The sequence below is a fragment of the Actinomadura pelletieri DSM 43383 genome, from assembly GCF_003634705.1.
Lineage (GTDB): Bacteria > Actinomycetota > Actinomycetes > Streptosporangiales > Streptosporangiaceae > Spirillospora > Spirillospora pelletieri.
Genome location: NZ_RBWU01000002.1, coordinates 305,891 through 331,140, shown reverse-complemented (window position 1 = coordinate 331,140; position 25,250 = coordinate 305,891). Strand labels below are relative to the sequence as shown.

Annotated in this window: 23 protein-coding genes; 12 read left to right on the top strand and 11 right to left on the bottom strand. The window is 71.8% G+C overall.

Going from position 1 to position 25,250, the window contains the following annotated elements:
• Positions 1-41: 41 nt before the first annotated feature.
• A complete protein-coding gene (locus tag BZB76_RS35220) occupies positions 42-326 on the bottom strand; it encodes a hypothetical protein (protein WP_211342905.1) in 285 nt (94 codons plus the stop codon).
• Between BZB76_RS35220 and BZB76_RS36650 the strand changes: the two genes are divergently transcribed.
• On the top strand, positions 238-480 hold the full coding sequence (locus BZB76_RS36650) for an excalibur calcium-binding domain-containing protein (protein WP_420534775.1): 243 nt from the start codon (positions 238-240) through the stop codon (positions 478-480). The two genes, BZB76_RS35220 and BZB76_RS36650, sit on opposite strands and share 89 nt — an antisense overlap.
• Here the strand turns inward: BZB76_RS36650 and BZB76_RS08275 are convergent.
• Genes BZB76_RS08275 through wecB form a run of 3 tightly spaced genes read right to left on the bottom strand, consistent with a single transcriptional unit; the run spans position 444 to position 4,451 of the window.
• Positions 444-2,603: a glycosyltransferase gene (locus BZB76_RS08275; RefSeq protein WP_121434564.1), complete on the bottom strand. Its 2,160-nt coding sequence runs from the start codon at positions 2,601-2,603 to the stop codon at positions 444-446. The two genes, BZB76_RS36650 and BZB76_RS08275, sit on opposite strands and share 37 nt — an antisense overlap.
• A 56-nt stretch (positions 2,604-2,659) precedes the next feature.
• A complete protein-coding gene (locus BZB76_RS08270) occupies positions 2,660-3,358 on the bottom strand; it encodes a hypothetical protein (RefSeq protein WP_121433716.1) in 699 nt (232 codons plus the stop codon).
• Complete coding sequence (wecB, locus tag BZB76_RS08265; protein ID WP_121433715.1) at positions 3,351-4,451, bottom strand: non-hydrolyzing UDP-N-acetylglucosamine 2-epimerase; 1,101 nt, start codon at positions 4,449-4,451, stop codon at positions 3,351-3,353. Before wecB ends, BZB76_RS08270 begins: the two co-directional genes overlap by 8 nt.
• A gap of 24 nt (positions 4,452-4,475) precedes the next feature.
• Here wecB and BZB76_RS08260 point away from each other — a divergent pair, with 24 nt between their 5' ends.
• The 3 genes from BZB76_RS08260 (at position 4,476) to BZB76_RS08250 (ending at position 8,479) form a co-directional block, all read left to right on the top strand.
• Positions 4,476-5,921 (top strand): glycosyltransferase family 4 protein, encoded by a 1,446-nt coding sequence (locus BZB76_RS08260; RefSeq protein ID WP_246006824.1) that lies wholly within the window; start codon positions 4,476-4,478, stop codon positions 5,919-5,921.
• A complete protein-coding gene (locus BZB76_RS08255) occupies positions 5,922-7,205 on the top strand; it encodes a nucleotide sugar dehydrogenase (RefSeq protein ID WP_121433714.1) in 1,284 nt (427 codons plus the stop codon). It begins immediately after the preceding gene.
• A 128-nt stretch (positions 7,206-7,333) separates the two neighbouring features.
• Positions 7,334-8,479 carry a glycosyltransferase family 4 protein gene (locus BZB76_RS08250; protein WP_121433713.1) on the top strand — a complete coding sequence of 382 codons (1,146 nt, stop codon included), beginning with the start codon at positions 7,334-7,336 and terminating at the stop codon, positions 8,477-8,479.
• Between the two features lie 12 nt (positions 8,480-8,491).
• On the opposite strand, the gene BZB76_RS08245 is transcribed toward BZB76_RS08250, so the two are convergent.
• Positions 8,492-10,417, bottom strand: a complete 1,926-nt coding sequence (locus BZB76_RS08245; RefSeq protein ID WP_121433712.1) for an outer membrane protein assembly factor BamB family protein — start codon at positions 10,415-10,417, stop codon at positions 8,492-8,494.
• 92 nt (positions 10,418-10,509) lie between these two features.
• Here BZB76_RS08245 and BZB76_RS08240 point away from each other — a divergent pair, with 92 nt between their 5' ends.
• The 4 genes from BZB76_RS08240 to BZB76_RS08225 all read left to right on the top strand — a co-directional run bounded on the left by BZB76_RS08240 (position 10,510) and on the right by BZB76_RS08225 (position 14,772).
• Entirely contained in the window at positions 10,510-11,100 is a 591-nt protein-coding gene (locus tag BZB76_RS08240) for an HD domain-containing protein (RefSeq protein WP_121433711.1), read from the top strand.
• A 16-nt stretch (positions 11,101-11,116) separates the two neighbouring features.
• A complete protein-coding gene (locus BZB76_RS08235) occupies positions 11,117-11,614 on the top strand; it encodes an SRPBCC family protein (protein WP_121433710.1) in 498 nt (165 codons plus the stop codon).
• Positions 11,615-11,703: 89 nt separating this feature from the next.
• Positions 11,704-14,121: a HelD family protein gene (locus tag BZB76_RS08230; protein WP_246006822.1), complete on the top strand. Its 2,418-nt coding sequence runs from the start codon at positions 11,704-11,706 to the stop codon at positions 14,119-14,121.
• A gap of 39 nt (positions 14,122-14,160) precedes the next feature.
• Entirely contained in the window at positions 14,161-14,772 is a 612-nt protein-coding gene (locus tag BZB76_RS08225) for a TetR/AcrR family transcriptional regulator (protein WP_121433709.1), read from the top strand.
• Positions 14,773-15,204: 432 nt separating this feature from the next.
• On the opposite strand, the gene BZB76_RS08220 is transcribed toward BZB76_RS08225, so the two are convergent.
• From BZB76_RS08220 to BZB76_RS08205, 4 genes are read right to left on the bottom strand one after another with little or no spacing between them, the layout of a single operon-like run.
• Positions 15,205-16,080: a glycosyltransferase family 2 protein gene (locus BZB76_RS08220; RefSeq protein WP_121433708.1), complete on the bottom strand. Its 876-nt coding sequence runs from the start codon at positions 16,078-16,080 to the stop codon at positions 15,205-15,207.
• Positions 16,081-16,082: 2 nt separating this feature from the next.
• On the bottom strand, positions 16,083-16,934 hold the full coding sequence (locus tag BZB76_RS08215; RefSeq protein ID WP_121433707.1) for a CDP-alcohol phosphatidyltransferase family protein: 852 nt from the start codon (positions 16,932-16,934) through the stop codon (positions 16,083-16,085).
• Positions 16,924-17,979, bottom strand: coding sequence for an iron-containing alcohol dehydrogenase family protein (locus tag BZB76_RS08210; protein WP_170180619.1), 1,056 nt, complete (start codon positions 17,977-17,979; stop codon positions 16,924-16,926). Before BZB76_RS08210 ends, BZB76_RS08215 begins: the two co-directional genes overlap by 11 nt.
• Positions 17,980-18,025: 46 nt before the next feature.
• Entirely contained in the window at positions 18,026-18,769 is a 744-nt protein-coding gene (locus tag BZB76_RS08205; RefSeq protein WP_121433705.1) for a phosphocholine cytidylyltransferase family protein, read from the bottom strand.
• A gap of 411 nt (positions 18,770-19,180) precedes the next feature.
• On the opposite strand from BZB76_RS08205, the gene ispD reads away from it, so the two are divergent.
• Together ispD and BZB76_RS08195 are read left to right on the top strand one after the other, a co-directional pair.
• On the top strand, positions 19,181-19,894 hold the full coding sequence (gene ispD / locus BZB76_RS08200; protein WP_121433704.1) for a 2-C-methyl-D-erythritol 4-phosphate cytidylyltransferase: 714 nt from the start codon (positions 19,181-19,183) through the stop codon (positions 19,892-19,894).
• A complete protein-coding gene (locus BZB76_RS08195; RefSeq protein ID WP_121433703.1) occupies positions 19,891-20,640 on the top strand; it encodes a glycerophosphodiester phosphodiesterase in 750 nt (249 codons plus the stop codon). Before ispD ends, BZB76_RS08195 begins: the two co-directional genes overlap by 4 nt.
• A 4-nt stretch (positions 20,641-20,644) precedes the next feature.
• Here BZB76_RS08195 and BZB76_RS08190 read toward each other — a convergent pair whose 3' ends face one another.
• Complete coding sequence (locus tag BZB76_RS08190) at positions 20,645-21,397, bottom strand: hypothetical protein (protein WP_121433702.1); 753 nt, start codon at positions 21,395-21,397, stop codon at positions 20,645-20,647.
• Between the two features lie 125 nt (positions 21,398-21,522).
• Entirely contained in the window at positions 21,523-22,605 is a 1,083-nt protein-coding gene (locus tag BZB76_RS08185; protein WP_121433701.1) for a glycosyltransferase family 2 protein, read from the bottom strand.
• Positions 22,606-22,842: 237 nt separating this feature from the next.
• Between BZB76_RS08185 and BZB76_RS08180 the strand changes: the two genes are divergently transcribed.
• Both BZB76_RS08180 and BZB76_RS08175 read left to right on the top strand, forming a co-directional pair.
• Positions 22,843-24,510 (top strand): LCP family protein, encoded by a 1,668-nt coding sequence (locus tag BZB76_RS08180; protein WP_121433700.1) that lies wholly within the window; start codon positions 22,843-22,845, stop codon positions 24,508-24,510.
• A gap of 107 nt (positions 24,511-24,617) precedes the next feature.
• Entirely contained in the window at positions 24,618-25,196 is a 579-nt protein-coding gene (locus BZB76_RS08175; RefSeq protein ID WP_147449370.1) for a hypothetical protein, read from the top strand.
• The last annotated feature ends 54 nt before the right edge of the window (positions 25,197-25,250 follow it).

Sequence of the window (25,250 nt, the reverse complement as noted above, 5' to 3'; positions counted from 1 at the left end):
CGACGACGGGAGTCTGCCCTCATGTATCCACCGCCACCTCCTCAGCCGCCCTTGCCCCGGCGGCTGCCGCATCGTGTGCCGGCGGCGGGGATCGTGCTCATCGCCGTCGCGTGTCTGCTGGTCGGGTGCGCCGTGGGCGCCGGGATGGCCAGCACGGACTCGGCACAGCGCGCTTCGGCGCCGAGCCCTGCCCCGGGCACGGTGACCGTCACGGCGACGACGACGGAGACGGCGACCGTGCGTCCTGTGGAGGCGGCGCCGACCACTAGCCCGACGCCGAGCAGTACTCCGGCGCCGCGGCGGACCCGGCCGAAGCCCAGGCCCAAGCCGACGAAGACGGTGCGGGCCCGGCCGCGGACGGATCCGCGGTTCTCGACCTGTGCGGCGGCCAGGCGCGCGGGATACGGGCCGTATCGGGCCGGTCAGACCGAGTATTCGTGGTATCAGGATCGGGATGGGGACGGGGTCGTCTGTGAGTGACCGCTGAGGAGGTCCGTCCACTGGCGGCAGACCTCGTCCAGGGCGTAGGCGTTGCGGACCTGGGTGCGGGCCAGGGCTCCCTCGGTCTCCCAGCGGTTCTCGGAGACCGTCGCCGAGATCGAGGCGGCCATCGCCTGGGGCGTTTCGTGTATCCAGCGGTCGTCGTAGATGGTCTCGGCGCCCGGCCACGGGAGCAGGGCGGGGACGGCGCCGGACGCCATGCCCTCGGCGGGGGCGAGGTGGAAGCTCTCGTCGTCGCTGGTGGACAGGACGAACCCGATACGCCGCAGCCAGGACGCCACATCACGGCCGTAGGAGTCGAACACGACACCGCCGGACAGCAGCTTCGAGCGGCGGATGCGGCGGAAGACCTGCTCGTAGTGGGCGCGTTCGTCGTCCTTCTGCCAGATCCACCAGTACTCCCAGGGGAGCTTGGACTTGACGAAGAGGGTGAAGCGCGGGTCGTCCCGGCGGAGTTCCTCGACGACGTCGAGGCCGAGGTCGAGGCGTTTGCGGGACGGTGCTATGCCGATCATGCCGAGATGGTGTTCGGCGCCCGGCAGCTTGGGACGGTCGAGTTGCGCGTCGTCCACCCAGTTGGGAATGGTGACGACCTTGCCCGCGGGCCAGCCGGTGATCTCGCGGGTCAGGTCGGTGTAGTGCGGGCTGACGCAGATGACCCGGTCGACGGCGTCGATGTCGAGTTGCCTCGGCCAGGGCGCGTACAGCTCGAAGCGGTGCAGGCGGACGACCAGCCGCTGCCCCGGACGTTTGTGTTCGGCGTACCAGAGGGCGTTCGGGCCGCACCATTCGCAGATGACGACGTCCGCCCAGTCGACCAGGTCCTGGCTGCGTTGCTCGTCGTGGGCCTTCAGCGCGGGCCAGTGGTCGACGCGGATCGCCATGTCGGAGCGGGAACGCAGATAGTCGAGGAGGCGGGTGAAGAACTTCAGGTCATGGCCCGCGACGCCCACGCGGAGGCGCCGTCCCCTGACGGCGAGAACCCGCTCGGACGGTTCCGGGAACGCCCGCGTCAGGTAGGCGCGGAGGCGGTCGGCGGCGGCGTCGAGGGTGAAGTCGGCGGCGGCGGAGCGGCAGCGGTCGGCGGCGAGGGGGAGGATGTCGGGGTTCTTGCCGATGAGGGTGAGCGCGTCCAGGACGTCGGCCTCGGTGGCGGCGAACAGCGGGTAGTCGGCGCCGAGGAGGCGTTCGTGCATGGGCGTGCGGTTCAGGACGACCGGGACGCCCAGCGCGCCGCATTCCAGGACCTTCGTGGACAGTTCGAGGCTGGCGTCCATGTCGGGGTGCCGCCAGGACAGGCCGATGTCGCAGGCCGCCGTCAGCCGCATCGCCTCGGCGCGGGCATGGCCGCCGTGCCAGATGACGCCCTCGCCCGACTCCAGCGCGGTCCGCATCCGGGTCGCGAACGCGGGGTCGGCCGGATCGTCGTGGATCTTGTCGCCGACCATGTGGAGTTCGGCGTCCACGCCGCGGATGGCGAGCTGGCGCGGCAGGGACGTCATCTCGTAGGTGTTCCAGCGCGGCGCGAACTTGCCCGTGTAGACGAGGCGGAGCGCACGGCCGTCGGGCGCCTCCGGCGCGCGGGGCTCCAGACCGTCGGGGAGGACGACGACGGGCGGGAACGGCACGCTCTTGCCCGCCGTGGCGGGGACGGCGCTCTCCAGGAACCCGCGAAGTTCCTCGGTCTGGCAGAGCAGCATCCGGGACGCGTCGGCGATCCGGCGCAGCTCGGCCCGGTCGGCGGCGGTGAGTTCGGCGGCGGACTGCGGGACGTCGGTCAGGTACGTCCAGAGTCGTCCGGCGAGCGGGCCCGCGGCGAGTTTGGCGGCGACGTCGCGGCCCCGGACGACCACCAGGTCGTGGGGGGCCTCGGCGTCGATCCGGGCGAGGACGGCGGCGGCCTGTTTCGGTGACATGGCGCGGGACCCGTCGAGCAGCCGTTCGGCGTGCGGGCCGCGCACGGTGACGCCGGACAGGGCGCGCAGCGGATCGACGAGCCGTCCGGTCCGGACGGCGGCCTTGAGGACCAGGGTCACCTCGCAGTCGGCGCGGGCGAGCGCCTGGACCATGCCCTGGGCCCAGATCGCCGATCCGTCGATCATGTTGAGATCGACGTCGCCGTAGACGAGGGCGCGTGGTCGCACGGTGGTGGTTCCTTTCAACGGGCCGGTTCCAGGATCTCCGCGAGCCTGCCGGGCGCGGCCGTGTCCTGGAGCGTGACGTCCCAGCTCAGGCGGGCGAGGGTGGCGGGAGGCGCGGCGCCGTACAGGACGAGCGGAAGCGAGCGGGAGGCGGCGATCCGGCGGATCTCGTCCAGCGCGGCCTCACGGTCGTACATGCCGGGAACGCCCAGATACGCCCAGGGGCCGCCGGGTTCACCGGCCGTGGTGTCGACGACGACCGCGTCCACGTCCGCCGACCGGAGCACGGGCGCGGCGTCATGCGGATACAGCGGGACGACCTTGGCGTACCCGGCGAGCCGGTCCGCCGTGCCCGGCCCGAACACCCCCGCGACGATCATGGTGTCGCAGGGGCCGGCGACCAGCAGCCGGTCCTCGGGACGGTCGACCCGCTCGGGCCGGACCCCGCCGCCGGACGTCCCGGAGGCCGGCACGGGCGCGTGCCGCCGGCGCCACAGCCGGTACAGCTCCCTCGGCAGCCGTCTGCCGCTCTTCGGGTCGCGGGCGGCGTCCGCGACGAGCCGGCCGAACCGCATGGCCGTCGAGCTCTCCAGCGCGGTGATCCGCTTCTCCAGCTCCGCGACCCGCGCCTCGCGTTCGCGCAGGGTGGCCTTCAGCCGTCCGAGCTGCTGGTACGCCTTGGCGTTGCGCCGGTTCCCGGTGTCGTCGCTACTCACCCAGATACTCCATGATCACTTCTGCGATGCGGGGGCCCGCGGCGCCGTCCCACAGCGGCGGGCGCCGGTCGGCCGTCCGCGCGTCCGACTCCAGGGCCTTGCGCGCTTCGGGGACGAGTTCCTCGAACGTGACGAGGCGGTTCGTGCCGTGGCTGATGGTGACGGGCCGTTCGGTGTTCGGCCGGACGGTCAGGCACGGCACCCCGAGGATCGTCGTCTCCTCCTGAAGGCCACCGGAGTCGGTGACGACCGCCGCCGCTCCCCGGACGGCGGCGATGAAGTCGATGTACCCCAGGGGTTCCAGCACGTGCACGCCGTCGTGCTCGGCGAGCCCGGCGGCCAGCAGGGTCTCCCGGCCGCGCGGATGCACGGGAATGACCAGGTCGGCGAGGTCGGCGACGCCGTGCAGGTGCCGGACGAGCGCCGCCGCCGTGTCCGGGTCGTCCACGTTCGCGGGCCGGTGCACGGTCGCCAGGACGTACCGTTCCGGCAGGTCGTGGTCCTTGCGGACGGCGTCGGTGTCGAACGCGTCGAGGTTGGCCAGCAGCGTGTCGATCATCGGGTTGCCGACGAGATGGATCCGGGACACCGCGACGCCCTCGTCCGCCAGATGCCCGACCGCCTCCGGGCTGGTGACCAGGCACAGGTCGGAGAGCTGGTCGGTGAGCCGCCGGTTGACCTCCTCCGGCATGGACATGTCGAAGCTGCGCAGCCCGGCCTCCACATGGGCGACGGGGATGTGCAGCTTGGCCGCGACGAGGGCGGCGGCGATCGTCGAGTTCACGTCGCCGTACACGATGACGAGGGCGGGTGAACGGCTCGTGAACTCCCTCTCAAGCCCGATCATCAGCGCGGCGGTCTGCGCGGCGTGCCCGCCGGAGCCGACGCCGAGGTTGACGTCGGGTTCGGGCAGACCGAGCTCGTGGAAGAAGATCTCCGACATCCGGGTGTCGTAGTGCTGGCCGGTGTGGACCACGGCCTGTTCGGCGCCGGCGGCGCGCAGCGCGCCGATCACCGGCGCGGCCTTGACGAAGTTCGGCCGCGCCCCGAGGACGTGCACGATGGGTCCCAACACAATTTCCCTTCTGTTCATCGGGGTTGCCTACGCTCGCCCGCCGTGCCCACAAAGAAGCCCGTCTACCTGGCCGGACTCGCCTGGCGCCAGCTCCGCGACGACCCCGGAAGGGCGCCTCGGCTGGCGGTCCGGCTGGCCGCCCGAACGCCCGCGGGCGCCCGGCTGAGGCGTTCCCGGCTCGTCGTGCCGAAACCGCGGGACGTGCGCCGCGAGACGGCGGATCTGCGCCGTCTGCTGGCCCATGCGCCGCCGTCCCGCGAGCGTGCTCGACGCCCGTCCGGCGCGCCCGTCCGGCCGGGCGTGCTGAAGTTCGTGACGAACGCGTTGCCGTGCACGAACGCGGGATACACCGTCCGGACGCACCGGCTCGCGCTCGCGCAGCGGGACATGGGGTTCGACACGCACGTGGTGACGCGGCTCGGTTATCCGCTCAGCCAGGGGTTCGGGGACGCGCGGGCGCGGGTCGACGTGGACGGCGTCCCCTACCACCGGCTGCTGCCGTGGCTGCCCCCGGCCGATCCGGTGCGGGCGGTCGAGAAGAGCGCCGATCTGGCCCGGCCGCTGGTGGACGAGGTGCGTCCGGCCGTCCTGCACGCGGTCAGCAACCATCTGAACGCGGCCGTCGCGCTGGAGCTGGGGCGGCGCCACGGGTTGCCGGTCGTGTACGAGGTGCGCGGCTTCCTGGAGGACTCGTGGCTGTCGCGCGACCCGGCGCACAGCGAGTCGGACGACTTCTACCGGCTGACGCGCGAGCTGGAGACCCGCCGGATGCGCGAGGCGGACGCGGTGGTGACGCTCGGCGCGGCGATGCGGGCGGAGATCGCGTCCCGTGGCGTGCCCGAGGAGAAGATCTTCACGGTGCCGAACGCGGTGGACGAGGCGTTCCTCGAACCGCTGCCCGACCCCAGTGACCTGCGCGAACGCCTCGGCATCGAGAAGGGGGCCACGGTCGTCGGGCTGACGTCGTCGTTCTACGGCTACGAGGGCATCGACACGCTGATCGACGCGGCGGCGCTGCTCCGCGACCGGCGCTCGCCCGTCACGCTCCTGCTGGTCGGCGACGGGCCCGAGCGGGGCGCGCTCGAACGGCGCGCCGCGGAGCGGGGCGTTCACGCCGTGTTCACCGGCCGGGTGCCGATGGGGTCCGTTCGCCGCTACCACGCCGTCCTCGATGTCTTCGCGGTTCCGCGCCGGGCGGACCGGGTCTGCCAGTTGGTGACGCCCCTGAAACCGATCGAGGCGATGGCCGGGGGAATCCCCGTCATAGCCAGTGATGTCAGGGCACTTCGCGAAATTGTGGAATCGGGGGTTACTGGGGCGTTAACACTTCCGGAAAACCCGGAAGCATGGGCGAATTGCCTGGAAGACCTGGCTTACAGTTCCGAAAAGAGGCAAAAAATCGGGCGGGCGGCCCGGGAATGGGTCCGCGCGGAACGCACCTGGCGGGCCGTCGCGAACGGATATCGGGCCGCATACGCCATCACATAGATGTCGAAGGGAGCCACCGGCGTGGATCTGGTGGTCATCGGACTCGGCTACGTGGGACTGCCGCTCGTGCGGGAGGCCTGCCGGGCCGGCCTGCGGGTCGGCGGTCTCGACCGCGACGCGCGGGTGGTCGCGGGGCTCAGGGCCGGGCTGTCGCACATCGACGACGTCTCGCCCGCCGAGGTCGAGGAGATGCTGGAGGACGGGTTCGTCCCGAGCCTGCAGGAGGAGATCCTGGACGGCGCCCGCGCCGTCGTGATCTGCGTGCCGACGCCGCTGTCCCCGGAGGGCGGCCCGGACCTCACGGCGGTGCGCGGCGCGGCCGAGACGGTCGCGCGGCACCTGGAACCCGGGACGCTGGTGGTGCTGGAGTCGACCACCTACCCGGGCACGACGGAGGAGGTCGTCCGGCCGCTGCTGGAGACGTCCGGGCTGGTCGCCGGGGAGGAGTTCCATCTGGCGTTCTCGCCGGAGCGGATCGACCCGGGCAACCCGGTCTACGGCGTCCGCAACACGCCGAAGATCGTCGGCGGGCTCACCGCGGCGTGCGCGTCGGCGGCGTCGGCGTTCTACGGCAAGTTCGTCGAGCGGGTCGTGGAGGCCAGGGGCACCCGCGAGGCGGAGATGGCGAAGCTGCTGGAGAACACCTACCGGCACGTCAACATCGCGCTGGTCAACGAGATGGCGGTGTTCTGCAACGAACTCGGCATCGACCTGTGGGACGCGATCGACTGCGCGGCCACCAAGCCGTTCGGGTTCCAGGCGTTCCGGCCGGGGCCCGGCGTCGGCGGCCACTGCATCCCGATCGACCCGAACTACCTGTCGTACAAGGTCCGCTCGCTGGGCTACCCGTTCCGGTTCGTGGAGCTGGCCCAGGAGATCAACGACCGGATGCCGCGGTACGTCGCCGAACGCGCGCAACAGCTCCTCAACCGGGAGGGACGGGCGCTGAAGGGCGCGAAGGTCCTGCTTCTCGGCGTCACGTACAAGGCCGACATCGCCGACCAGCGCGAGTCGCCGGCCCGTCCGGTGGCGCGGCGGCTGGCCCGGCTCGGCGCCGACCTGGTGTTCCACGACCCGTTCATCGCGTCCTGGGACGTCGACGGAACGGCCGTCCCGCACGCCGGGAACGATCTACGGGCGGCGCTGGAGTCGGCCGATCTGGCGATCGTCCTCGCCGACCACGCCGCCTACGACGCGGCGACGCTGACCCGGCACGCGCGGCTGCTGTTCGACACGCGCGGCCGGACGCGCGGCGCCCCGGCGGGGACCGTCGAACTGCTCTAGCACACGGGACGGAATCGCCCGGCATCGTCCACACCGTGGACAACGGGAATTCATCGGCAATTTCCCTCGACACCGAAGACTCGGCATCAAGATCAGAAATTTCGGCGTCCGGTGGAGTGAGTGAAGACATGCGGGTCTGTGTTTGCACGATCGTGCACCATCCCGAGGACGCGCGCATTCTGCACCGGCAGATACGCGCGCTGCTCGACGCCGGACATGAGGTCACATATATCGCCCCATTCCGGGCTTGTAATGCGACGCCATGGCGGGAGATCAGCCCGGTGGACGTTCCGCGCGCCACCGGGCGCCGCCGGATCCGGGCCCTGCGCGCCGCCCACCGCGCCCTCACCGAGCACGCCGCGTACGCCGACGTGATCCTCCTGCACGATCCGGAACTGCTGGTGTCGCTGCCCCGTCCCGTGCGGGAACGGACGGTCGTGTGGGACGTCCACGAGGACACCGCCGCCGCGCTCGGCGCCAAGGGCTGGGTGCCCGGCCCGGCGCGTCCGGTGCTGCGGCCCGCAGTCCGGCACCTGGAGCGGCGCAGCGAGCGGCGGCACCGGCTGCTGCTCGCCGAGGACGGCTACCGGTCCCGGTTCCGCGACGACCATCCCGTCGTGCCGAACACCACCTACGTCTCCGACCGGCGTCCTCCGCCGCCGGACGACCGCCGCGCCGTCTACGTGGGGCAGCTGTCCCGGGCACGCGGCGCCCTCGACATGATCGAGATGTCCCGACAGCTGGCCGCCGAGGGCGTGCTGGTCGAGCTGATCGGCGCGGCCGACGTCGACGTCCGGGAACCGCTGCGGGCGGCGCAGCGCGACGGGATCCTGCGCTGGTACGGGTTCGTCCCCAACGACCGGGCGCTGCGCATCGCGGAGGGCGCGATGGCCGGGCTGGCGCTGCTGCACGACGAGCCGAACTACCGGCACTCGATGCCGACCAAGATCGTGGAGTACATGGCCCGGGGCGTCCCGGTGATCACCACGCCGAACCCGCCCGCCGTGCACATCGTCGAACCCGCCGACTGCGGACTGATCGTCCCGTTCGACGCGCCGGACGCCGCCGCCAAGGCCGTCCTGCGGCTGCGCGACGACCCGGAGCTGCGCACCGCCCTCGGTGAACGCGGCCACCGGGCGGCCCGCACGCGGTACCACTGGCCCGTCCACGCCGCGCGCTTCGTCGCCCAACTGGAATCGTGGGCGGGCCGCTCAGCCGTCCGCGTCCACGAGAGGGAACCGGAACCCGGGCCCGAACCCGTCCCCGAGTACTGAGACCGCCCCTGCTCAGGGCGAGTGGTGCAGCCGGAACGCGACGGACCGGGCGAGCCGGGCCGCCGCGCCCGCCGGACGGTCGGCCTCCACCACCACGACGTACCGGCCGACCCGCAACGCGATCGTCCCCGCGGCGGGGCCGATCTCGTACGCCTCGTCGGCGCCGATGTCCCGGCGCGGCCGGGCCTGCGCCTGCGCGGCCTGCAACGCCTCCAGCATCCGCGAGGCGATCTCGCCGGTCCGCGCGACCCAGCGGACGCTCACGCTGACGGTTCCCACGGCGACGTCCCGGCCGCCGGCCCCCGTCCGGCCGGGCGTGGGCGACGGTGACATGGGACTCGGCGTCGCCGATCCGGATTCGACCGGTTCGGAGCGTTTCCGTTTCCGGGACTTCGCCTTGCCGTCCTCCTTCGGCGGCCGGTACGCGCAGGCGACCGGGCGCGGCAGCCGCACCGACCCGGCGGACGCGCGGACGGGTTCGGCGGTGTGCTCCACCACGCGCGCGGCGGCCAGATCGATCTCCTTCAGCACGGAGCAGGCGTCCGGCCAGTCGCCCTCCGGCACCCCGCCGAGTTCGGCGGGGCCGGTGCCGGTGAGCCCGCCGCGCAGCGCGAACAGCCGGACGGCGCCCTCCGGACGCGGCGCCGCCTGCGGAACACCCGCGTACAGCAGCCCACCCGCCGCCGCCAGCCACGGCCGCCCGCTCGGCAGGTCGGGGTTCACCGAGAACGGCGCGGGCGCCGTCGTGGTGCTCCCGTCGCCGGGGTCGACGATGTCGACACCGGCGGGCAACAGCCGCTCCGACAGCCGGGGACGCAGCGCGAACACCCGGCCGCCCGCCTCCGCCAGCGCCGCGTACTCGGGCACGTCCCGCCGCCATTCGACCTCGCCGGACGGCACCCGCCTCGCCTCCATACGGGTCACCCGGCCCCTGGTCCCCTTCGGGTGGTAGACGATCACGAGCCGGCCGGACGTCAGCACGGCCGGACACATGGCCTCGCCGCACACGCCGTCGCCGTCCCAGTCGGCGACCGGCTCGCCCGCGTCGTCGAACGCGCGCAGCGCCGTGCCGTCCGACACCAGCGTCACCCCGTCCAGCATCGCCACCTCGGGCGACTCCCGGGAGCCGAGCGGCCGGTTCCACCGCGCCGTGCCTTTGGCCGGATCGACCGCGAGGAGCCTGCTGCGGCGGTCGTTCCCGGCACAGTCGAGCGCCAGCGCGGCCAGCGTCTCACGGCCGTCGGACGGTCGCGCGCCGCCCTCGGACAACCGGCAGCCGCGCGGCAGCGGCAGCCGCCACACCCGGTTCCCCGTCACCGCCGAGACCCCGTACAGCGTCCGGCGTGCGTCGTCGGTGGTGAGCAGCACGTCCGACCCGGCGGGCCAGCGCAGCGTCGCGCGGGAGACCGCCGCGGGACGCTCCCCCTCCCGCCGCCACAGCAGCCCGCCCGACAGCGCGTCGAACGCGACGAACAGCCGGGCGCCGCGGTCGCCGTCCCGCTCGAAGTAGCCGACGATCCGGGTCCGGGTCGACGCCCAGCCGAGCAGCGTCCACCCGGCCCGGCGGTAACTCCAGCGGCTCGCGCCGGTCCGCGCGTCCCACACCTCAAGGCCGCTGCCCGACGCGGTCACGACCTGGCCCTGCCCGACCGCGTGGGCGACACCGTCGTATCCGGCGACGGAACCGTGGTGCGCGCGGGTCGTCCGGTCCCAGCTCACGGTGAGCGGACCGGGCGGCGGCCCCGCCTCGCTCTGCGGCGTGACGGGCTCCGCTGTCACGGTGTGCCGGACCTGCCACCACTCCGCGCCGAGGACGAACCGGTCGACGAGGACGGCGCACAACGCGATGGCCAGCGCGCCGGAGACCAGGCCGAGCGCGATCCGCACCCCGCCCACCGACTCGGGCCGACCACCGCGCCGCTGCCGGCTCCCGACCACGACCGCGCCGCCTTTCTCCGCGTACCGTCTTGCAGGACGACACCCACCATGCCCTGTGCCGGGCGTCGGCGCGACAGAACGGAGAGGTAAACGTGGAACGCTTCACCCGCTGGCGAACCTGGGACGAGGCCCGCGCGGCCCTCACCGGCGGCGACGTCGACGTGGAGGCCGTCGCCAGGGCGGCCGAGGCGGCCGAACGCTGGCACGGCGACCAGCTCCGCCCGACCGGCGGCCCCTACGTCGAGCACCTGCTGGAGGCCCTGGAGGTGCTCGTCCGCGGGGCGGGCGTGACCGACACGACGATGCTGTCCGCCGCGCTGCTGCACGACGTCGTCGAGGACACCCCGACCACCCTCGCCGACGTGGAGGACGCGTTCGGCCCCGACGTGGCCGAACTGGTCGACTGGGTGACCAAGCCACCGGCCGTGGGCACGAGCCGCCGGGACAAACGGGCCGCCAAGACCGCGTACCTGCGCCGCCTCCGCGACGCGCCGCACGAGGCCGTCCTGGTGAAGCTCGCCGACCGCGCCAGCAACGTCCAGACCCTCGACCGGATGCCGCTCGACTTCCAGCGCCGCTACTACGCCGAGACCGTCACTTACATCGTCCCGCTCGCCGAGTCAGACCCCTGGTTCCGGGACTGGTACGCGTCCTGGCAACGGCATTTCGCCCATCTGACATGAGTGGAAGAATCCGGTCATGGAACGGGAATGGGTTGTCGAGGAGAGCGTGTCCGTCAAGGCGGACGCCCGGACCGTGTACGCCGCGGTCGCCGATCCGCGCCGGATGCGCGAGTGGAGCCCCGAGGTCTTCGCCACGTTAGTGCTCGGCTGGTCCGTCAAGGCGGGCACGAGATTCATCGGGTTCAACCGGCTCGGATGGCGGCTCTGGTGCACCACCTGCCAGGTGACGCTGGCCGTGCCGGGTGAGGCGTTCGCGTTCCGCGTGACGGTCCTCGGGATGCCGGGCGCGCTGTGGGGCTACCGGGTCGAGGATGTCTCCGACGACCCGTCCAAGCCCCGCACAAGACTCACCGAATACTGGGAGGACCTGCGACGCGACCATCGCGGGGCCGGGTTCGTCACCCTGGTCGGCAGGATCTTCACCGGCGTCACCGGCGAGGGCCGCGCCGGGGTCAACCGGGCGTCCATGCGGGAGACCCTCCGCCGCATCGCGGAGGCCGTGGAGAAGGGCTGAGACGGCGCGGCCGTCCGCATCAGGACGCCCGCCGGGGTACCCTGACCAATCTCACGAACGCGATCGCTCCCACGGAGGAATGCACCGCATTGGACACGCGGCCGACCGGCCCCGGCGGTACGACGAAGGATCGGGAGATCGCCGCCGAGCAGCGCTATGTGGACGCGGCCTACGCGCGGCTGGAAGAGATGCGCGCGGACGCCCAGGCCATGATCCGCGAGGGCTACCGGCAGTCGCTGGCGGGCACCAAGGGCTCGCTCGTGGACCGGGACGCCATGGTCCACCAGGCGGCCCTGCGCGCCCGGGCACTGGACGTCGCCGACGACGGCCTGGTCTTCGGCCGCCTCGACCTCGGCACCCGTGAGGTCCGCTACATCGGCCGTATCGGCGTCCGGACCAGCGAACACGACTCCCTCGTCATCGACTGGCGGGCGCCCGCCGCCGAGGACTTCTACCGCGCCACCCCCGAGGACCCGCGCGGCGTCGTCCGGCGCCGCGTCCTGCACTCGCGCGGCCACACGGTCGTCGACCTGGAGGACGACCTCCTCGACCCGGACGCCGCCGACGGCATGACCGTGGTCGGCGACGGCGCGTTCCTGGCCTCCCTGGCCCGCACCCGCGAGGGCGCGATGCGCGACATCGTCGCGACGATTCAACGTGAACAGGACGAGGTGATCCGCGCCCCCGCCGACGGCACGATCCTCGTCCGCGGCGCCCCCGGCACCGGCAAGACCGCCGTCGCGCTGCACCGCGTCGCCTACCTGTTGTTCCGCCACCGGCGCCGGTTCGGCTCCCGGGGCGTACTTGTCGTCGGCCCGAACCGCCGGTTCACCGCCTACATCGAACGCGTCCTCCCCTCCCTCGGCGAGGGCTCGGCGACGCTCCGCTCCCTCGGCGACCTGGTCGAGGGAGCGACCGCCACCGTCCACGACCCGCCCCGCCTCGCCCGCCTCAAGGGTTCCGAGGCCATGGCGACGGTCCTGCGCCGCGCCGTCACCGACCACCCGCCCGGCGCCCCTGACCAGTTGCGCGTCGTCTTCAAGGGCGTCGTCGTGACCCTCGACCGCCCTCGCCTCGACCGGATCAGGAACGAGGTCCACCGCCGCAGCCGAGGCAGCGTCAACGCCGCCCGGGGCCGGGCCGCGGAACTCCTCCTGGACGCCCTCTGGCGCCGCTTCACCGACGTCGGCGGCCCGGACGCGGCCGAATCAGCCGAGGGCGCCGAAACGGCCCTGTGGAACGCCATCCTCGCCGAGGACGGCCTGGCCTCCCTGGACGAGGAACCGGCCCGCGAGAACGGCGACCCCAAACGCGGCCAGTTCGAGGCACGCGTCCGCGAACAGCGCACGTTCACCGACTTCCTCGTCGCCTGGTGGCCGATCCGCCGCCCCCTGGACGTCCTCCGCTCCCTCGCCGACCCGTCCCGCCTACGCCGCGCCGCCGCCCGCGACCTCGAACCCACGGCCATCGAACCCCTGGCCGCGTCCTGGTCCACCAACACCCTCACCTACCAGGACATCGCCCTACTGGACGAGCTCGACTCACTCCTGGGCTCCCCACCCCGCCCCCGAACCAAGGCCCCCGCCGAAGACGACCCCTTCGTCGTGGACGGCGTCAACATCCTCACCGGCGAGGAGGTCGTGGACGAGACGTGGGAACCCGAGATGCGGGAACTCACCACGTCCATCGAACGCCTGGAACGCTCACGCCGCGTGGACGACGGCGTGGTCGAGGAACGCCCCGAGTACGCCCACATCGTCGTCGACGAGGCGCAGGACCTCTCCCCCATGCAGTGGCGGATGCTCGGCCGCCGCGGCCGCCACGCCAGCTGGACCATCGTGGAGGACCCGGCCCAGAGCGCCTGGGAGGACCTGGACGCCGCCCGCCACGCCATGGAAACGGCCCTCGGCGGCCCACGCCCCCGCTCCCGCCGCCGCAAGCCCACCCCCCAACGCCCCCGCCACGAATACGAACTCACCACCAACTACCGCAACTCCACCGAGATCGCCGCCGTCTCCGCCCGCGTCCTGGCCATGGCCCTCCCCGACGCCTCCCCCGCCCGCGCCGTCCGCACCTCAGGCATAGCCCCGCAAATCCGCCTGATCCCTCCCCCCGACCTCGCCACCACCGCCCGAGCCGCCGCCGAAGAACTCCTCACCCAGGTAGAGGGCACCATCGGCATCATCGTCCCCATGCCCCCCGACGACGAGCCGACCCAAACAACACTCTTCGACGACCCCCCAGAACCCACCCCGTGGACGGACCACTCCCACCTGGCCGATGGCCTCCCCGACCGCGTCCAAGTCCTGAACGTCCTGGAAGCCAAGGGCCTCGAATTCGACGCCGCAGTGATCGTCGCCCCCGAAACGGTCGCCGCCCAATCCCCCCGCGGCCTACGCGTCCTCTACGTAGCGGTCAGCCGCGCCACCCAACACCTGACCATCCTCACCACGGACGAAGCCTTCCTGAATTCCCTTACCGGGAACCCGCCCAACGGATCGGGTTAGGCTGGCGCTGGCCCCCTCAGCACGGGTGAACGGAGATCGATGAGCGGCCGGAATCCCGCACCCAGGCGAAGTTACGGTGGCCGTTCGGCCGAGGAACGCCGGGCCGAACGGCGGGAACGGCTGCTGACGGCCGGTCTCGAACTCTTCGGAACACGCGGCTACACAGCAACGTCCATCGAACGTCTCTGCGCGACGGCGAGCGTCTCCACCCGCAACTTCTACGAGGAGTTCACCGGACGCGAGGAACTCCTCAACACCCTGCACCGCACCATCCACGACCGCGCCGCCCTAGCCCTCACCACCGCATACTCCGAGACCAGCGACGCCGACCTACCAACCCGCGTCCACAAGGCCGTCCAAGCGTTCGTCACCGTGACCGCCACCGACCCCCGCTGGGCCCGCATAGCGTTCGCAGAGGTCACCCCCACCCTGAACCGATACCCCCAGTGGAAGCACGCGATCGAGACCCTGATCCAGGACGCCATAACCCGCAACGAGGCCCCACCCCGCGACTACACCCTCACCATAATCGCCCTAACCGGCGCCCTGACCGCCCTAATCCACCACCGATCCACCAATAACCAACACACCCCAACAGACCAAATAACCACAGAGCTAACAACCCTAATCATCAAATCCCTAACCCCCTAACCCTTCTCACAACCCCCAGCCCACCACGGGCCCCGCAACTACCCCAACGGTTGCGCGCTCTACGGCAGTTCAAGCGAAGCAAGAACCCGATCGCGCAGCGAGCCGCCAGGCGAGCCGAAGCGAGGCTGCGCATTCACCCCAGCCGCTGACGGGCCGCACAAACCCCAGCCCGCCACAGCAACCACCCAATAACCTCAAGGTTTGCGATCGCGTCCGAAGGCAGGTTCGAGCCTGCGAGAACCTGATCGCGCAGCGAGCCTCAAGGCGAGCCGAAGCGATGCCAGCGATCGCACGCAGTTCACGACGATGGAGGGCCGCCAGGCCCGAAGGAGGAGTGCACTGCCATAAACACAGCGAGCCCAAGCGATGCCAGCGATCGCACCGTATTTTTCGACGATGGAGGCCCGCCAGGGCCGAAGGAGGAGAAAAATACTAAATAACAGGAGGCCTGCCGGTTCGGGTCATTTTCCAGGCGGTGCGGTAGGTGATGGGGCGGCGGGGGCCCGCGGGTTTGCGCCAGCCTTCGATGAAGCCTTTGAACCAGGGCTTGAGGGCCTTGGGTTTGCGTTCGCGGAGGACGGTCATGCCGACCCATACGGCGATGTAGGTGAGGGCGAGGGGCCAGGGGAGGTTGCGGCGGGCGAGCCAGACGCGGTTGCGGGCGTTGTAGCGGTAGAACATGTCGTGGCGGGTCGGCAGGACGGCGGGGTGGAACATGACGGCCGACGCGTCGTAGACGATGCGGTAGCCGGCGTTGAGGACCTGCCAGGCCAGGTCGGTTTCCTCGTGGGCGTAGAAGAAGTCCTCGGGGAGGCCGCCGCCGGCGTCGAAGGCGGCGCGGCGGACGGCGCAGGCGCCGCCGAGGAAGGTGGTGACGGCGGAGGACCGTTCGGGGTCGCCGGCGCGGAGTCGGGGGACGTGGCGGCGTTCGCCGCGTCCGCCTTCGGGGTCGCGGACGCGGAACGAGACGATGCCGAGGTCGGGTTCGGCGGAGAACCGGTCGCGCAGGTGGGCGCCGAGGCGGGTGGAGCGGTACCAGCCGTCATCGTCGAGGAAGAGGATCACGTCGCCGCTGGACGCCTCGACGCCGCGGTTGCGGCCCGCGGGGATGCCGACGTTCTTCGGGAGGGCGACGGTTTTGACGCGCTCGTCGTCGAACGGGGGGACGTCGCCGCGGTCGCCGACGGGGTCGACGCCGTTGCCGACGAGGACGACCTCGACGTCCACGTGCTCCTGTTCCAGGGCGCTGCGGACGGCGCGGGACAGTTCGTCCGGGCGGTTGCCCATGGTCAGTACGACGACGGACATTTTCACTTCAGTCTCCGGGAGGCCAGGATGCTGACCAGGTGCAGCAGTGTCTGGACGGCGGCGACGGCGGCGACGGCGACCATGAGGACGCGGACCGCGGTGGGGTCGTCGGCGCCGAACACGACGTCGATCACGGCGGCGGCGAGGATCAGCAGCGACAGCTCGACGGCGCCGATGATGCGGTGCAGGCGCAGCATGGACGCGGCCTGCCGGGCGAGGGCGATGCGGGTGGAGCGGGGGCGCAGGGCGCTGTCGCCGCCGGTGGGGTCGGCGGGCAGTCCCGACTTGGCGCGCGCGACGACGACGTTGTCGGTCTCCGCCTTGATCAGCGCGGCGCCGAGGGCGGCGACGAGGCCGAGTTCGACCCAGCCGCCGTTCTGCCAGCCGCCCTGGGCCATGAAGCCGAGCCCGATGAGCAGCGACACCTCGGACAGGTAGTGCCCGATGCGGTCGAGGAACACCCCGGCGACCGAGGTGCGGCGCAGGTAGCGGGCGACCTCGCCGTCCACGCAGTCGAGGAGGAGGTAGATCTGGACGAGCACGGCGCCGCCGAGCGCCGTCCACAGCGGGGACGCGGGCAGCGACACCACGGCGCCCGCGACGACGCCGCTGAGCATCATCAGGTACGTGAGCTGGTTGGGGCTGAGGCCGAGGCGCAGCGCCGCCCACGCGACGTACGGGGACAGGTCGCGCATGTAGAGGCGGCCCGCCCAGTGCTCTTCGTTGCGCCGGTCCTTCAGCCCGGGGGGCTGCCCGTACCGGCGGATGTCGGCGACCCTGGCGCCCTTGCGGGGCGGCCGGTCGTCGCCGGGGGGTTCGGGGGTTCGGTTCCCCACGGGGATCTCAGCCTCCATGGGCCTGGACATACTCTTCCACCGCCTTGAGGGTCGCGCCCTGGTCGAGACCGAGAAATTCCAAGATCGTGTAGCGGCCTGGTCGGGTGCGGGGGGCGTACTCCACGGCTTCGGCGAACTGTTCGACGGTCAGGCCGACGTCGCCGGGCAGGCGCGGCAGGCCGTGCCGGGCGAGACACGCGAGGACGTCGTCCAGCCGGTCCTTGCCGGAGCCGAGGTGGGTGGCGCGCAGGTGGAAGCAGAACGCGGCGCCGATTCCGGCGAGTTCGCCATGGTTGGCGGTGCCGGGGAACAGGTGGTCGATGGCGTGCAGGATCTCGTGGTCGCCGCCGCTCGCGGGTCGGGAGTCACCCGCGAACGCCATCGCCATTCCGGACAGCACGAGCCCTTCGGCGAGGACGGTGAGGAACCGGTCCGACTCGATCGACTCGGGCTGGTGCAGCAGCGCCTCCGCGGCGGTGCGGGCGACGGTGAGCGCCATCCGGTCGACGCGTTCGCCGCATTCGTCGGCGGCGAGCAGCCAGTCCTCCACGGCGGACAGGTTGCTGACGACGTCGCCGATGCCGGCGCGGACGAGCCGGGCGGGCGCGGCGTGCACATAGTCCAGGTCGACGATCATCGCGAGCGGCATCACCACGCCGAACGAGCCCTTGCCCTTGTCGTGGACGAGGGAGGCGACCGGCGAGCAGATCCCGTCGTGGGAGAGGTTCGTCGCGACCGACACCATCGGGATGCCGGACAGCGTCGCCGCGTACTTGGTGGCGTCGATCGTCCGGCCGCCGCCGATCCCGACGACGGCCTCGTACGATCCCGCACGGAGTTTGCCGGTGAGTTCGACGGCCGCGTCGACGGTGCCGCCCTCGACGTGGAACACGTCGCAGGACGACAGCGACGGCCGGACGTGCTCGGCGATCTGGTCGCCCTGGCCGGGTCCGACGGCGATGGCGACGCGTCCCTCGGTGGCGATCTGCTTGTCGGCGAGCAGTTCACCGAGGCCCGCGACGGCGCCGCGACGCACGTCGATGGACAGTGGGGCGTTCAGCATTCGCGTCAGCAGGGGCATGAGCCTCCTCGCTCGGTCGCGTTCGCGGTCAGTGTCCCTTGGCGATCCGGCGGGCCTTCTCCAGGTCGGCGTGGTCGTCGACCTCGACCCAGGGGACGTCGCCGATGGGGGCCACACCGATGCGGCCGCCCCGGTCGACGTACTCCTGGTAGCCGTCCTCGTAGTAGAGGTCGGGGTCGCGTTCCCAGGTGGCCTTGAGGGCGTCGGCGAGGGGCCCGGCGGCGGCGGGCTCGATGAGGGTGGCGCCGATGTACTCGCCGTTCGCGGTGGACGGGTCCATGAGCTTGGTGATGGTCTTCAGTCGGCCCTCGCCGTCGAGGATGACCTTCATCTCCTCGTCGGCCAGAGTTTTCACATCGTCCACGGCGAGGAGGATGTCCGGCCCACGGTTGGCCAGTAGCGTCTTCTCGACGCTCACCGGGTGGACCGTGTCGCCGTTGACCAGGAGGACGCCCTTGGCGAAGTGTTCCCGGGCCAGCCAGAGGGAGTAGGCGTTGTTCCACTCCTCGGCCTTGTCGTTGTGGACGAGCGTGATGGACACGCCGTACCGCTCCTGGAGCGCGGCCCTGCGCTCCTCGACCGCGTCCGCGCGGTAGCCGACGACGATGACGACGTCGGTCAGCCCGACCTCGGCGAGATTGCCGAGCGCGATGTCGAGGATGCTCGTCGTCCCGTCGGGGGTCTCCCGCACGGGGACGAGGGCCTTGGGGAGGGTGTCGGTGTACGGTCGCAGCCTCCGGCCCGCGCCCGCCGCCAGCACCATGCCGATCATGATTTCCCTCTCTCCAGGTCGACGATCACGCCGGGCCGTTCGGCCAACCTAGGCGGCCGACGCCATGGATGCGAACGGGAGTAATCCGGACAAGGTTCGCAAGTTTCTGTTATCCGGCCTTCCCGGCCGAGCCCCGCCCGGCACCGACACGGGCTGCGCGAACTCCGGCACGGCCAGGTAACCATACTCGATTCCGCAGGGAACGGGCGGTGGGCGGGCCGGTCCCACCGCACGAACCTTCCGATGATCATGATCCGGTCCGGTACGTTTGGCCCGACCGGCCGATCGCCCGAGGACGTCCACCCCAAGGGGCCTGCGGGTCCATTCGGGCCTCCGGCCGGTTCGGGACGTCACGGGGCAGGTGCACAGCGTAGCGGTCCGATGACCGAATGTCGCGGAAACCGGGGTGAGATGGCGACGCGGACGGTGGCGGTGGTGCTGGCCGGCGGGGTCGGCGCGCGAATGGGCGCCGGGCGCCCCAAGCAGCTCGTCGAGGTGGGCGGACGGCCGATCCTGGCGCACGCGATCGGCGCGTTCGACGCGCATCCCGGCATCGACGAGGTGGTCGTCGTGATGGCGGCCGGGCATCTGCGGGACGCCGCCGCGATCGCCGCGCCGTTCCGGAAGACGGCGGCGGTGATCGAGGGCGGCGACACGCGGACCGCGTCCACGGTCGCGGCGTTGCGCGTGCTGGACGACCGTCCGGACGACGCCCGGGTCCTGTTCCACGACGCGGCCCGCCCGTTCGTGGACGCCCCGGTCATCGACCGCGTCCTGGACGCGCTGGACGGCCACGAAGCCGTCGCGGTCGGCGTGCCCGCGTCCGACACGGTCGTGGTGGTCGAGGACGGCCTGGTCGTGTCCATGCCGCCCCGTGACTCGATGAGCCTGTTCCAGACCCCGCAGGGCTTCCGGCTCGGTACGATCCGCCGGGCGTACGAACTGGCGCTGGCCGACCCGGAGCTGCGCGCCACCGACGACTGCGGGATCGTGCACCGCTACCTGCCGGACGTCCCCGTCCGCGTCGTCGCGGGCAGCGACCGCAACCTCAAGGTCACCCGACCGCTCGACGCCGTCGTCGCCGAACACCTCGCCACCGAGCACCCCACGGGAGAAATCCGTTGATCTTCGAGAGCACTCCCACGGTGATCGGCCACCGCGGCTACGGGTCCGGGGAGCCGACACCGCCCGGCGCGGCGGGGCCCGTCGCCGAGAACACGCTGCCCTCGCTGCTCGCCGCCGTCGACGCGGGCCTGTCGTGGGTCGAGATCGACGTGACCCGCACGGCCGACGACGATCTGGTCCTGCGGCACGACCCGACCATTCCCGGCGGTGACCACGTCGTCGAGCTGCCGGTCGCGGCGAGCGGCCTGCCCCGCCTCACGGACGTCTTCGACGCGCTTCCAGCGGACGTCGCCGTGGACGTCGACGTCAAGACCGTCCTGGAGGACGCGGTGGACGACCCGTCCCGCCGCACCGGCGCGCTGCTCCTGCCGGTGCTGAAGCGGGAGGCGAAGCGGCGCAGGCTGCTCGTCACGTCGTTCGATCCGTCGTTGCTGACGTTCCTGCGGGACGAGCTGCCCGGCGTCCCGCTGGGGCTGCTGACGTGGCTGCGGTTCCCGTTCTGGCACGCCGTCCCCGCCGCGACCGGGCTCGGGCTGGACGCCGTCGCCGTGCACACCGGATCGTGCGGTCTCGACCATCCCGACACGCGCCTGCGTCCGCTGGAGCACTGCGTGGACGTCGCGCACAAGGCGGGCCTGGAGACCGTCGTGTGGTGCCCGACCGCCGAGACCGCACCGACCTACGCGGCGGCCGGGTTCGACGCGATGGTCGTCAACGACGTCCGAGGTGTGCTCGCGGCGCTCTGAACGGTCAGCTGTTCCCGCCGTACACGCGCGTCCACTCGCCGGGCTCGTCGTCGTCCGGCCCGCTGTCCGTGGACCGCTTGGGCGGCTCGGCCGCGGGCGGCGGGGACGCCGCGGGGGACGGAGACGACGCGGGCGGCAGCGGAGGCGGGTTCGACGCGCCGGGCCCCTGCCCGAACTGGGGCGGCCCCTGCCAGTGCGGCGCACCCTGCCCCGCCGGAGGCGGCGCCTGCGGGGCCTGCGGCGGCCGGGGCGCGCCCAGCGGCGCCGGAGCACCGTGCAGGGGCGGCGGACCCATCGGCGCGGGCGGCGGACCCCCGTAACGCGGCGCCGCGCCGACGGCTCGGGCCTGCCACCGGGACGGGACCACCGACGCCGCGACGAGCAGCACGCCGATCACCAGGTAGAGCCCGTACATCCCGAGCGTCATGTACGGGATGACCAGCTCATTGGGAAGCGTGTCGCCCGAGGGATGTCTGACGGCCCAGCCCGGGTCCAGGAGCCAGAGCAGGCCGAGTCCGGTGAAGGCGACTCCCGGGACGAGCGAGGCGAGCGGCGAGACCCGGGACGCCACGAGCAGGCCGAGTACGACGGCCACCGCCAGAAGGAGCAGCGCGCCGACCCATTTGTCACTCGACCCGTTGGATCTGCCCAGGGTCGCCACCACCACCCGGGTGGACAGCCGTATCCGGTCCGTGCCGTAGGTCAGACCGAGCGCGACGAGGGGCGTGACGATCAGCCCGATCATCACGCCGATCATGTGACGTGCTCCGTTGGACATGGCCACCCTCCAGACCGGGTCGGCGGCAGGCTCCCGCCAAACCTAACCCTGAGACGCGCCGCCGGGCACGGGGGTTCGAGGGTGGACTTGCTCTCTCTTGCCCGCTATTGAATGGATTCGCCGGGTTTGACCGGACTGGGCTGGCCGAGTCGCGGCGGGCTGGTCAGGAACCCGACACCCCAGGTCACGTGCATGGTGGCGTAGACGAGCGGGAGGCGCAGCCACGCGGTCAACGGCAGCCCGCGTCCTTCCACCGCGGCGCCCACGATCAACGCGGCGGCGTACCCGCCCGGCACCAGCCAGCCGGGCCAGAACCCGAACACCCCGGCGACCGCGCCGACCGTCATGGCGACCACGGCGATCGGCGGCGCGAGGTAGCGGAAGTTGAGGGTGCCCTGGTGCTCGCGGCCGACGACGCGCCGCCAGCGTCCGGTGTGGAAGTACTGCTTGGCGAGGGCCCGCAGGTTGGGACGCGGACGGTACGTGACGCGCATCCGCGGCGTGAAGAAGACCCGGCCGCCGGTCTGCCGGATGCGGTGGTTCATCTCCCAGTCCTGCGCGCGGGCGAACGTCTCGTCGTAGCCGCCGACGCGTTCGAGCGCGCTGCGCCGGAACGTGCCGAGGTAGACGGTCTCGACCTCCCCGGGCTCCCCGCCGGTGTGGAAGCGGGCGTTGCCGACGCCGATCTTGGACGTCATCGCCCGCGCCACGGCCTTCTCGAACGGGGTGACGCCCTCCGCCGCCATGATCCCGCCCACGTTGTCGGCGCCGGTCTCCTCCATCGTCTCGACGGCGGCGCGGACGTAGTCGGACGGCAGCAGCGAATGCCCGTCCACCCGGACGACGATCGAGTACTGCGACGCCTTGATCGCGATGTTGAGGCCCTGCGGGGTGCGTCCGGTCGGATTGGCGACCACCAGGACCCGCTGGTCGTCGGCGGCGAGCGCCCGCGCGATCTTCTCGGTGCGGTCCCGGCACGGTCCCACCGCGAGCACGAGTTCGAGTTCGCCGGGATAGTCCTGGGTGAGGATGCCGCGGACGGCCTCGGCCAGGTGCCGCTCCTCGTTGAGGACCGGCATCACCACCGACACCGCGGGCCAGGTGCGTTCACCGGAGTCGGAGCGGGGCTTCACGGCTTGCTGGACTTCCTGCTGCGGGACGCTCTGGGCATGGGGAGACGAATTCATGTGGCTCGCGGACGCCCCCCGTCCGAGACGACGGAGTTGCGCCTCTTCCTCTCTCTGGCTCGCTTGCCTGACGCGGCCCACGCCGCCCAGATATGCGTGCGGGCCGCCGGGTGTGGTCGAGACGGCGCCACGTTACTGCACGGACACGAGGTCGAGGTAGCGAACGGACGGGTGTCCCCCACTTTAGAGTGGTGGGGACTCGCGTCAGGAAGACGTCTTCGGGAGGCGGCGGCCGTTATGGCAGACGGGCACGACTCAGGTCGCGGCGCCGGCGACCCGCCGGACGACGATCCGCTGGAGCGCTATTTCCGGCCGCGTCCGGGCGGGCACGCGGCGGTGGGCGACGACGGTGACATCGAGGGCGTCACCGTCGAAGGGATGCCCGCGCCACGGGTGTCGGTGGAGAGCCCGCGCGGCCCTCGCCGCCCTGGCCGGACGCTGAGTCCACGGGCGGCGATGAGCGCGCGTCGGCAGAAGCGCTTTCTCACGCTGACCGGCGCGATGTCGGTGTTCGTGCTGCTGACCTCCGGCGGCGCGTGGGCGTTCCAGAACTATGTCACCGGCCTCATCGACGAGGTGTCGGTCGGCGGTCTCGGCCGCGGCAAGGACGCGCCGAAGGGCGCGATGACGATCCTGGTCGCCGGGGTCGACCGCCGGGACGGGCTGACGAAGGAGCAGCAGAAGGCGGCCAAACTCGGCCACCAGCCGGGCGAGCGGTCCGACACGATGATGCTGCTGCACGTGTCCCGCGACCACGACCGGGTGTCGGTCGTGAACCTGCCGCGCGACTCGTACGTGACGATCCCGGCGCACAGGTCGAACGGCGCGGAGGGGCCGAAGGGGGCGCGGGTTCCGTCCCGTCCGGGCAAGCTGACCTGGGCGTACCAGTTCGGCGGGCCCGACCTCACGGTCGACACGATCAAGCGCGCGACGGGCGTGTCCATCGATCACTACGTCGAGGTGAACTTCTACGGCTTCGTGCGCATGGTGGACGCGCTCGGCGGCGTGGACGTGTGCACCGAGCAGGCGATTAACGACCCGAAGAGCGGGCTGAAGCTGCCCCCCGGCAAGTCGCACGTGGACGGCCTCCAGGCCCTGTCGTTCGCCCGCGCCCGCTACACGCTGACCGGCGGCAGCGACCTCGGCCGCATCGACCGGCAGCAGCAGTTCATGGCGTCGATGATGAAGCAGGCGCTGTCGACGAAGACGCTGAGCGACCCGGTGAAGTCGACGAAGTTCCTGAAGGCGGCGCTGTCGTCGCTGCGCGTCGACCCGGAACTCGCCGACGACCTGCCGAAGCTCACCGACCAGATGAAGAACCTGTCGACCGACAAGCTGACGTTCGCGAAGGTGCCGCTCGCCAACCCGGGCCACAACGCCGTCCTGTGGAACTCGCCCTCGACGCAGTCGGTCGTCCTGTGGGACCAGGGCAAGGCGCGCGACCTGTTCAACAGGATCCGGCGCGACCAGCCGCTCGACGAGCACACCAAGAAGCCGAGCCCGTCCCCGACGACCAAGCCCGAGGACCGCCTGACCGTTCCACCGGACGACATCTCCGTCCGCGTCCTGAACGCGATCGGCACGCCGGGCCTCGCGACGAAGGCGGGCAAGCAGCTGCGGGGAGTGGGCTTCGACGTCACGGTCGTCCCGGGCGTGGCGCGCCGCGGCCTCCAGACGACCCAGATCCAGTACGGCCCGGACGCCGCGGACAAGGCGAAGACCCTGGCCGCCGCGATTCCGGACGCCAAGCTGAAGAAGGTCGGCGGCCTCGGGTCGAAGGTGCAGGTCATGGTCGGCGCGAACTGGGACGACGTGAAGGACGTGAAGGTCGAGGGCGCCGCCCCGACGGCGGGGCCGACCAGGGGCATCGAGACCGACACCGCCACCCAGAAGCTTTGCGGCTGAGCCGGCCGACCCACGACACGCCGTCGTGAACTCCGGATTCACAGATGATCACTGTGGGTAACAGGTCGAGTGACAGAGAGTAGTCACTCGTATCGGGAGGTCACAGCATGTCGGCAAGAAGGCTCAGCCTGCTCACCATGACCGCCGCGCTGGCGCTCACCGCGTCCCTCGGCACCGCGAACGCCGCGCTCGCCGTGCCGCCGCCGTCCCCGGCGGACACCAAGAGCACGGCCGACGGCAATCCGAAGCCCGACCCGCAGCACGCGGATCTGGTGGGCTCGCCCAAGACGAACGCGATGCCTGCCGGCCCGTCGTCCAACCCGTCCCCGGCCGAGGCCGGCAAGCCGCCCGCCAAGCCCAAGAGCAAGCCCAAGTCCCCGCCGAAGGGCGAGTCCAAGCCGGTCGCCAAGGACGGCACCGACCTCCACGCGTGCCTGGACGCCAGGTGCGAGGTCGAGGTCCGCAGCGGCCAGGAGATCCAGCTCGATGGCAGGTACGGGGTCGAGGAGATCGAGGTCGAGCTGCACGGCGGTCAGGCGACCCTGTTCGTCCGGGGCAACGGCTCCACGGCGATCGCGTCGATGACCACGACCCGGCCCGGCCCGGCCACCGCCATCAACGGCGTGCGCATCAGCGCCTACCAGGTCGCCCACGACACGGTCATCCTCAACATCTCCCACGCCTAATGACGAGTTTCGGGGGACGGACGGCGGTCCGTCCCCCGCTCGTAGGTGGGGGAC

Excerpts from the sequence above, each read along its gene's own strand:
- BZB76_RS08275 (WP_121434564.1), bottom strand. The coding sequence starts at position 2,603 with ATGATCGACGGATCGGCGATCTGGGCCCAGGGCATGGTCCAGGCGCTC.
- wecB (WP_121433715.1), bottom strand. The coding sequence starts at position 4,451 with ATGAACAGAAGGGAAATTGTGTTGGGACCCATCGTGCACGTCCTCGGG.
- BZB76_RS08255 (WP_121433714.1), top strand. The coding sequence starts at position 5,922 with ATGTCGAAGGGAGCCACCGGCGTGGATCTGGTGGTCATCGGACTCGGC.
- BZB76_RS08250 (WP_121433713.1), top strand. The coding sequence starts at position 7,334 with ATGCGGGTCTGTGTTTGCACGATCGTGCACCATCCCGAGGACGCGCGC.
- BZB76_RS08235 (WP_121433710.1), top strand. The coding sequence starts at position 11,117 with ATGGAACGGGAATGGGTTGTCGAGGAGAGCGTGTCCGTCAAGGCGGAC.
- BZB76_RS08225 (WP_121433709.1), top strand. The coding sequence starts at position 14,161 with ATGAGCGGCCGGAATCCCGCACCCAGGCGAAGTTACGGTGGCCGTTCG.
- BZB76_RS08220 (WP_121433708.1), bottom strand. The coding sequence starts at position 16,080 with ATGTCCGTCGTCGTACTGACCATGGGCAACCGCCCGGACGAACTGTCC.
- BZB76_RS08215 (WP_121433707.1), bottom strand. The coding sequence starts at position 16,934 with ATGGAGGCTGAGATCCCCGTGGGGAACCGAACCCCCGAACCCCCCGGC.
- BZB76_RS08210 (WP_170180619.1), bottom strand. The coding sequence starts at position 17,979 with ATGCTGAACGCCCCACTGTCCATCGACGTGCGTCGCGGCGCCGTCGCG.
- BZB76_RS08205 (WP_121433705.1), bottom strand. The coding sequence starts at position 18,769 with ATGATCGGCATGGTGCTGGCGGCGGGCGCGGGCCGGAGGCTGCGACCG.
- ispD (WP_121433704.1), top strand. The coding sequence starts at position 19,181 with ATGGCGACGCGGACGGTGGCGGTGGTGCTGGCCGGCGGGGTCGGCGCG.
- BZB76_RS08190 (WP_121433702.1), bottom strand. The coding sequence starts at position 21,397 with ATGATCGGCGTGATGATCGGGCTGATCGTCACGCCCCTCGTCGCGCTC.
- BZB76_RS08185 (WP_121433701.1), bottom strand. The coding sequence starts at position 22,605 with ATGAATTCGTCTCCCCATGCCCAGAGCGTCCCGCAGCAGGAAGTCCAG.
- BZB76_RS08180 (WP_121433700.1), top strand. The coding sequence starts at position 22,843 with ATGGCAGACGGGCACGACTCAGGTCGCGGCGCCGGCGACCCGCCGGAC.
- BZB76_RS08175 (WP_147449370.1), top strand. The coding sequence starts at position 24,618 with ATGTCGGCAAGAAGGCTCAGCCTGCTCACCATGACCGCCGCGCTGGCG.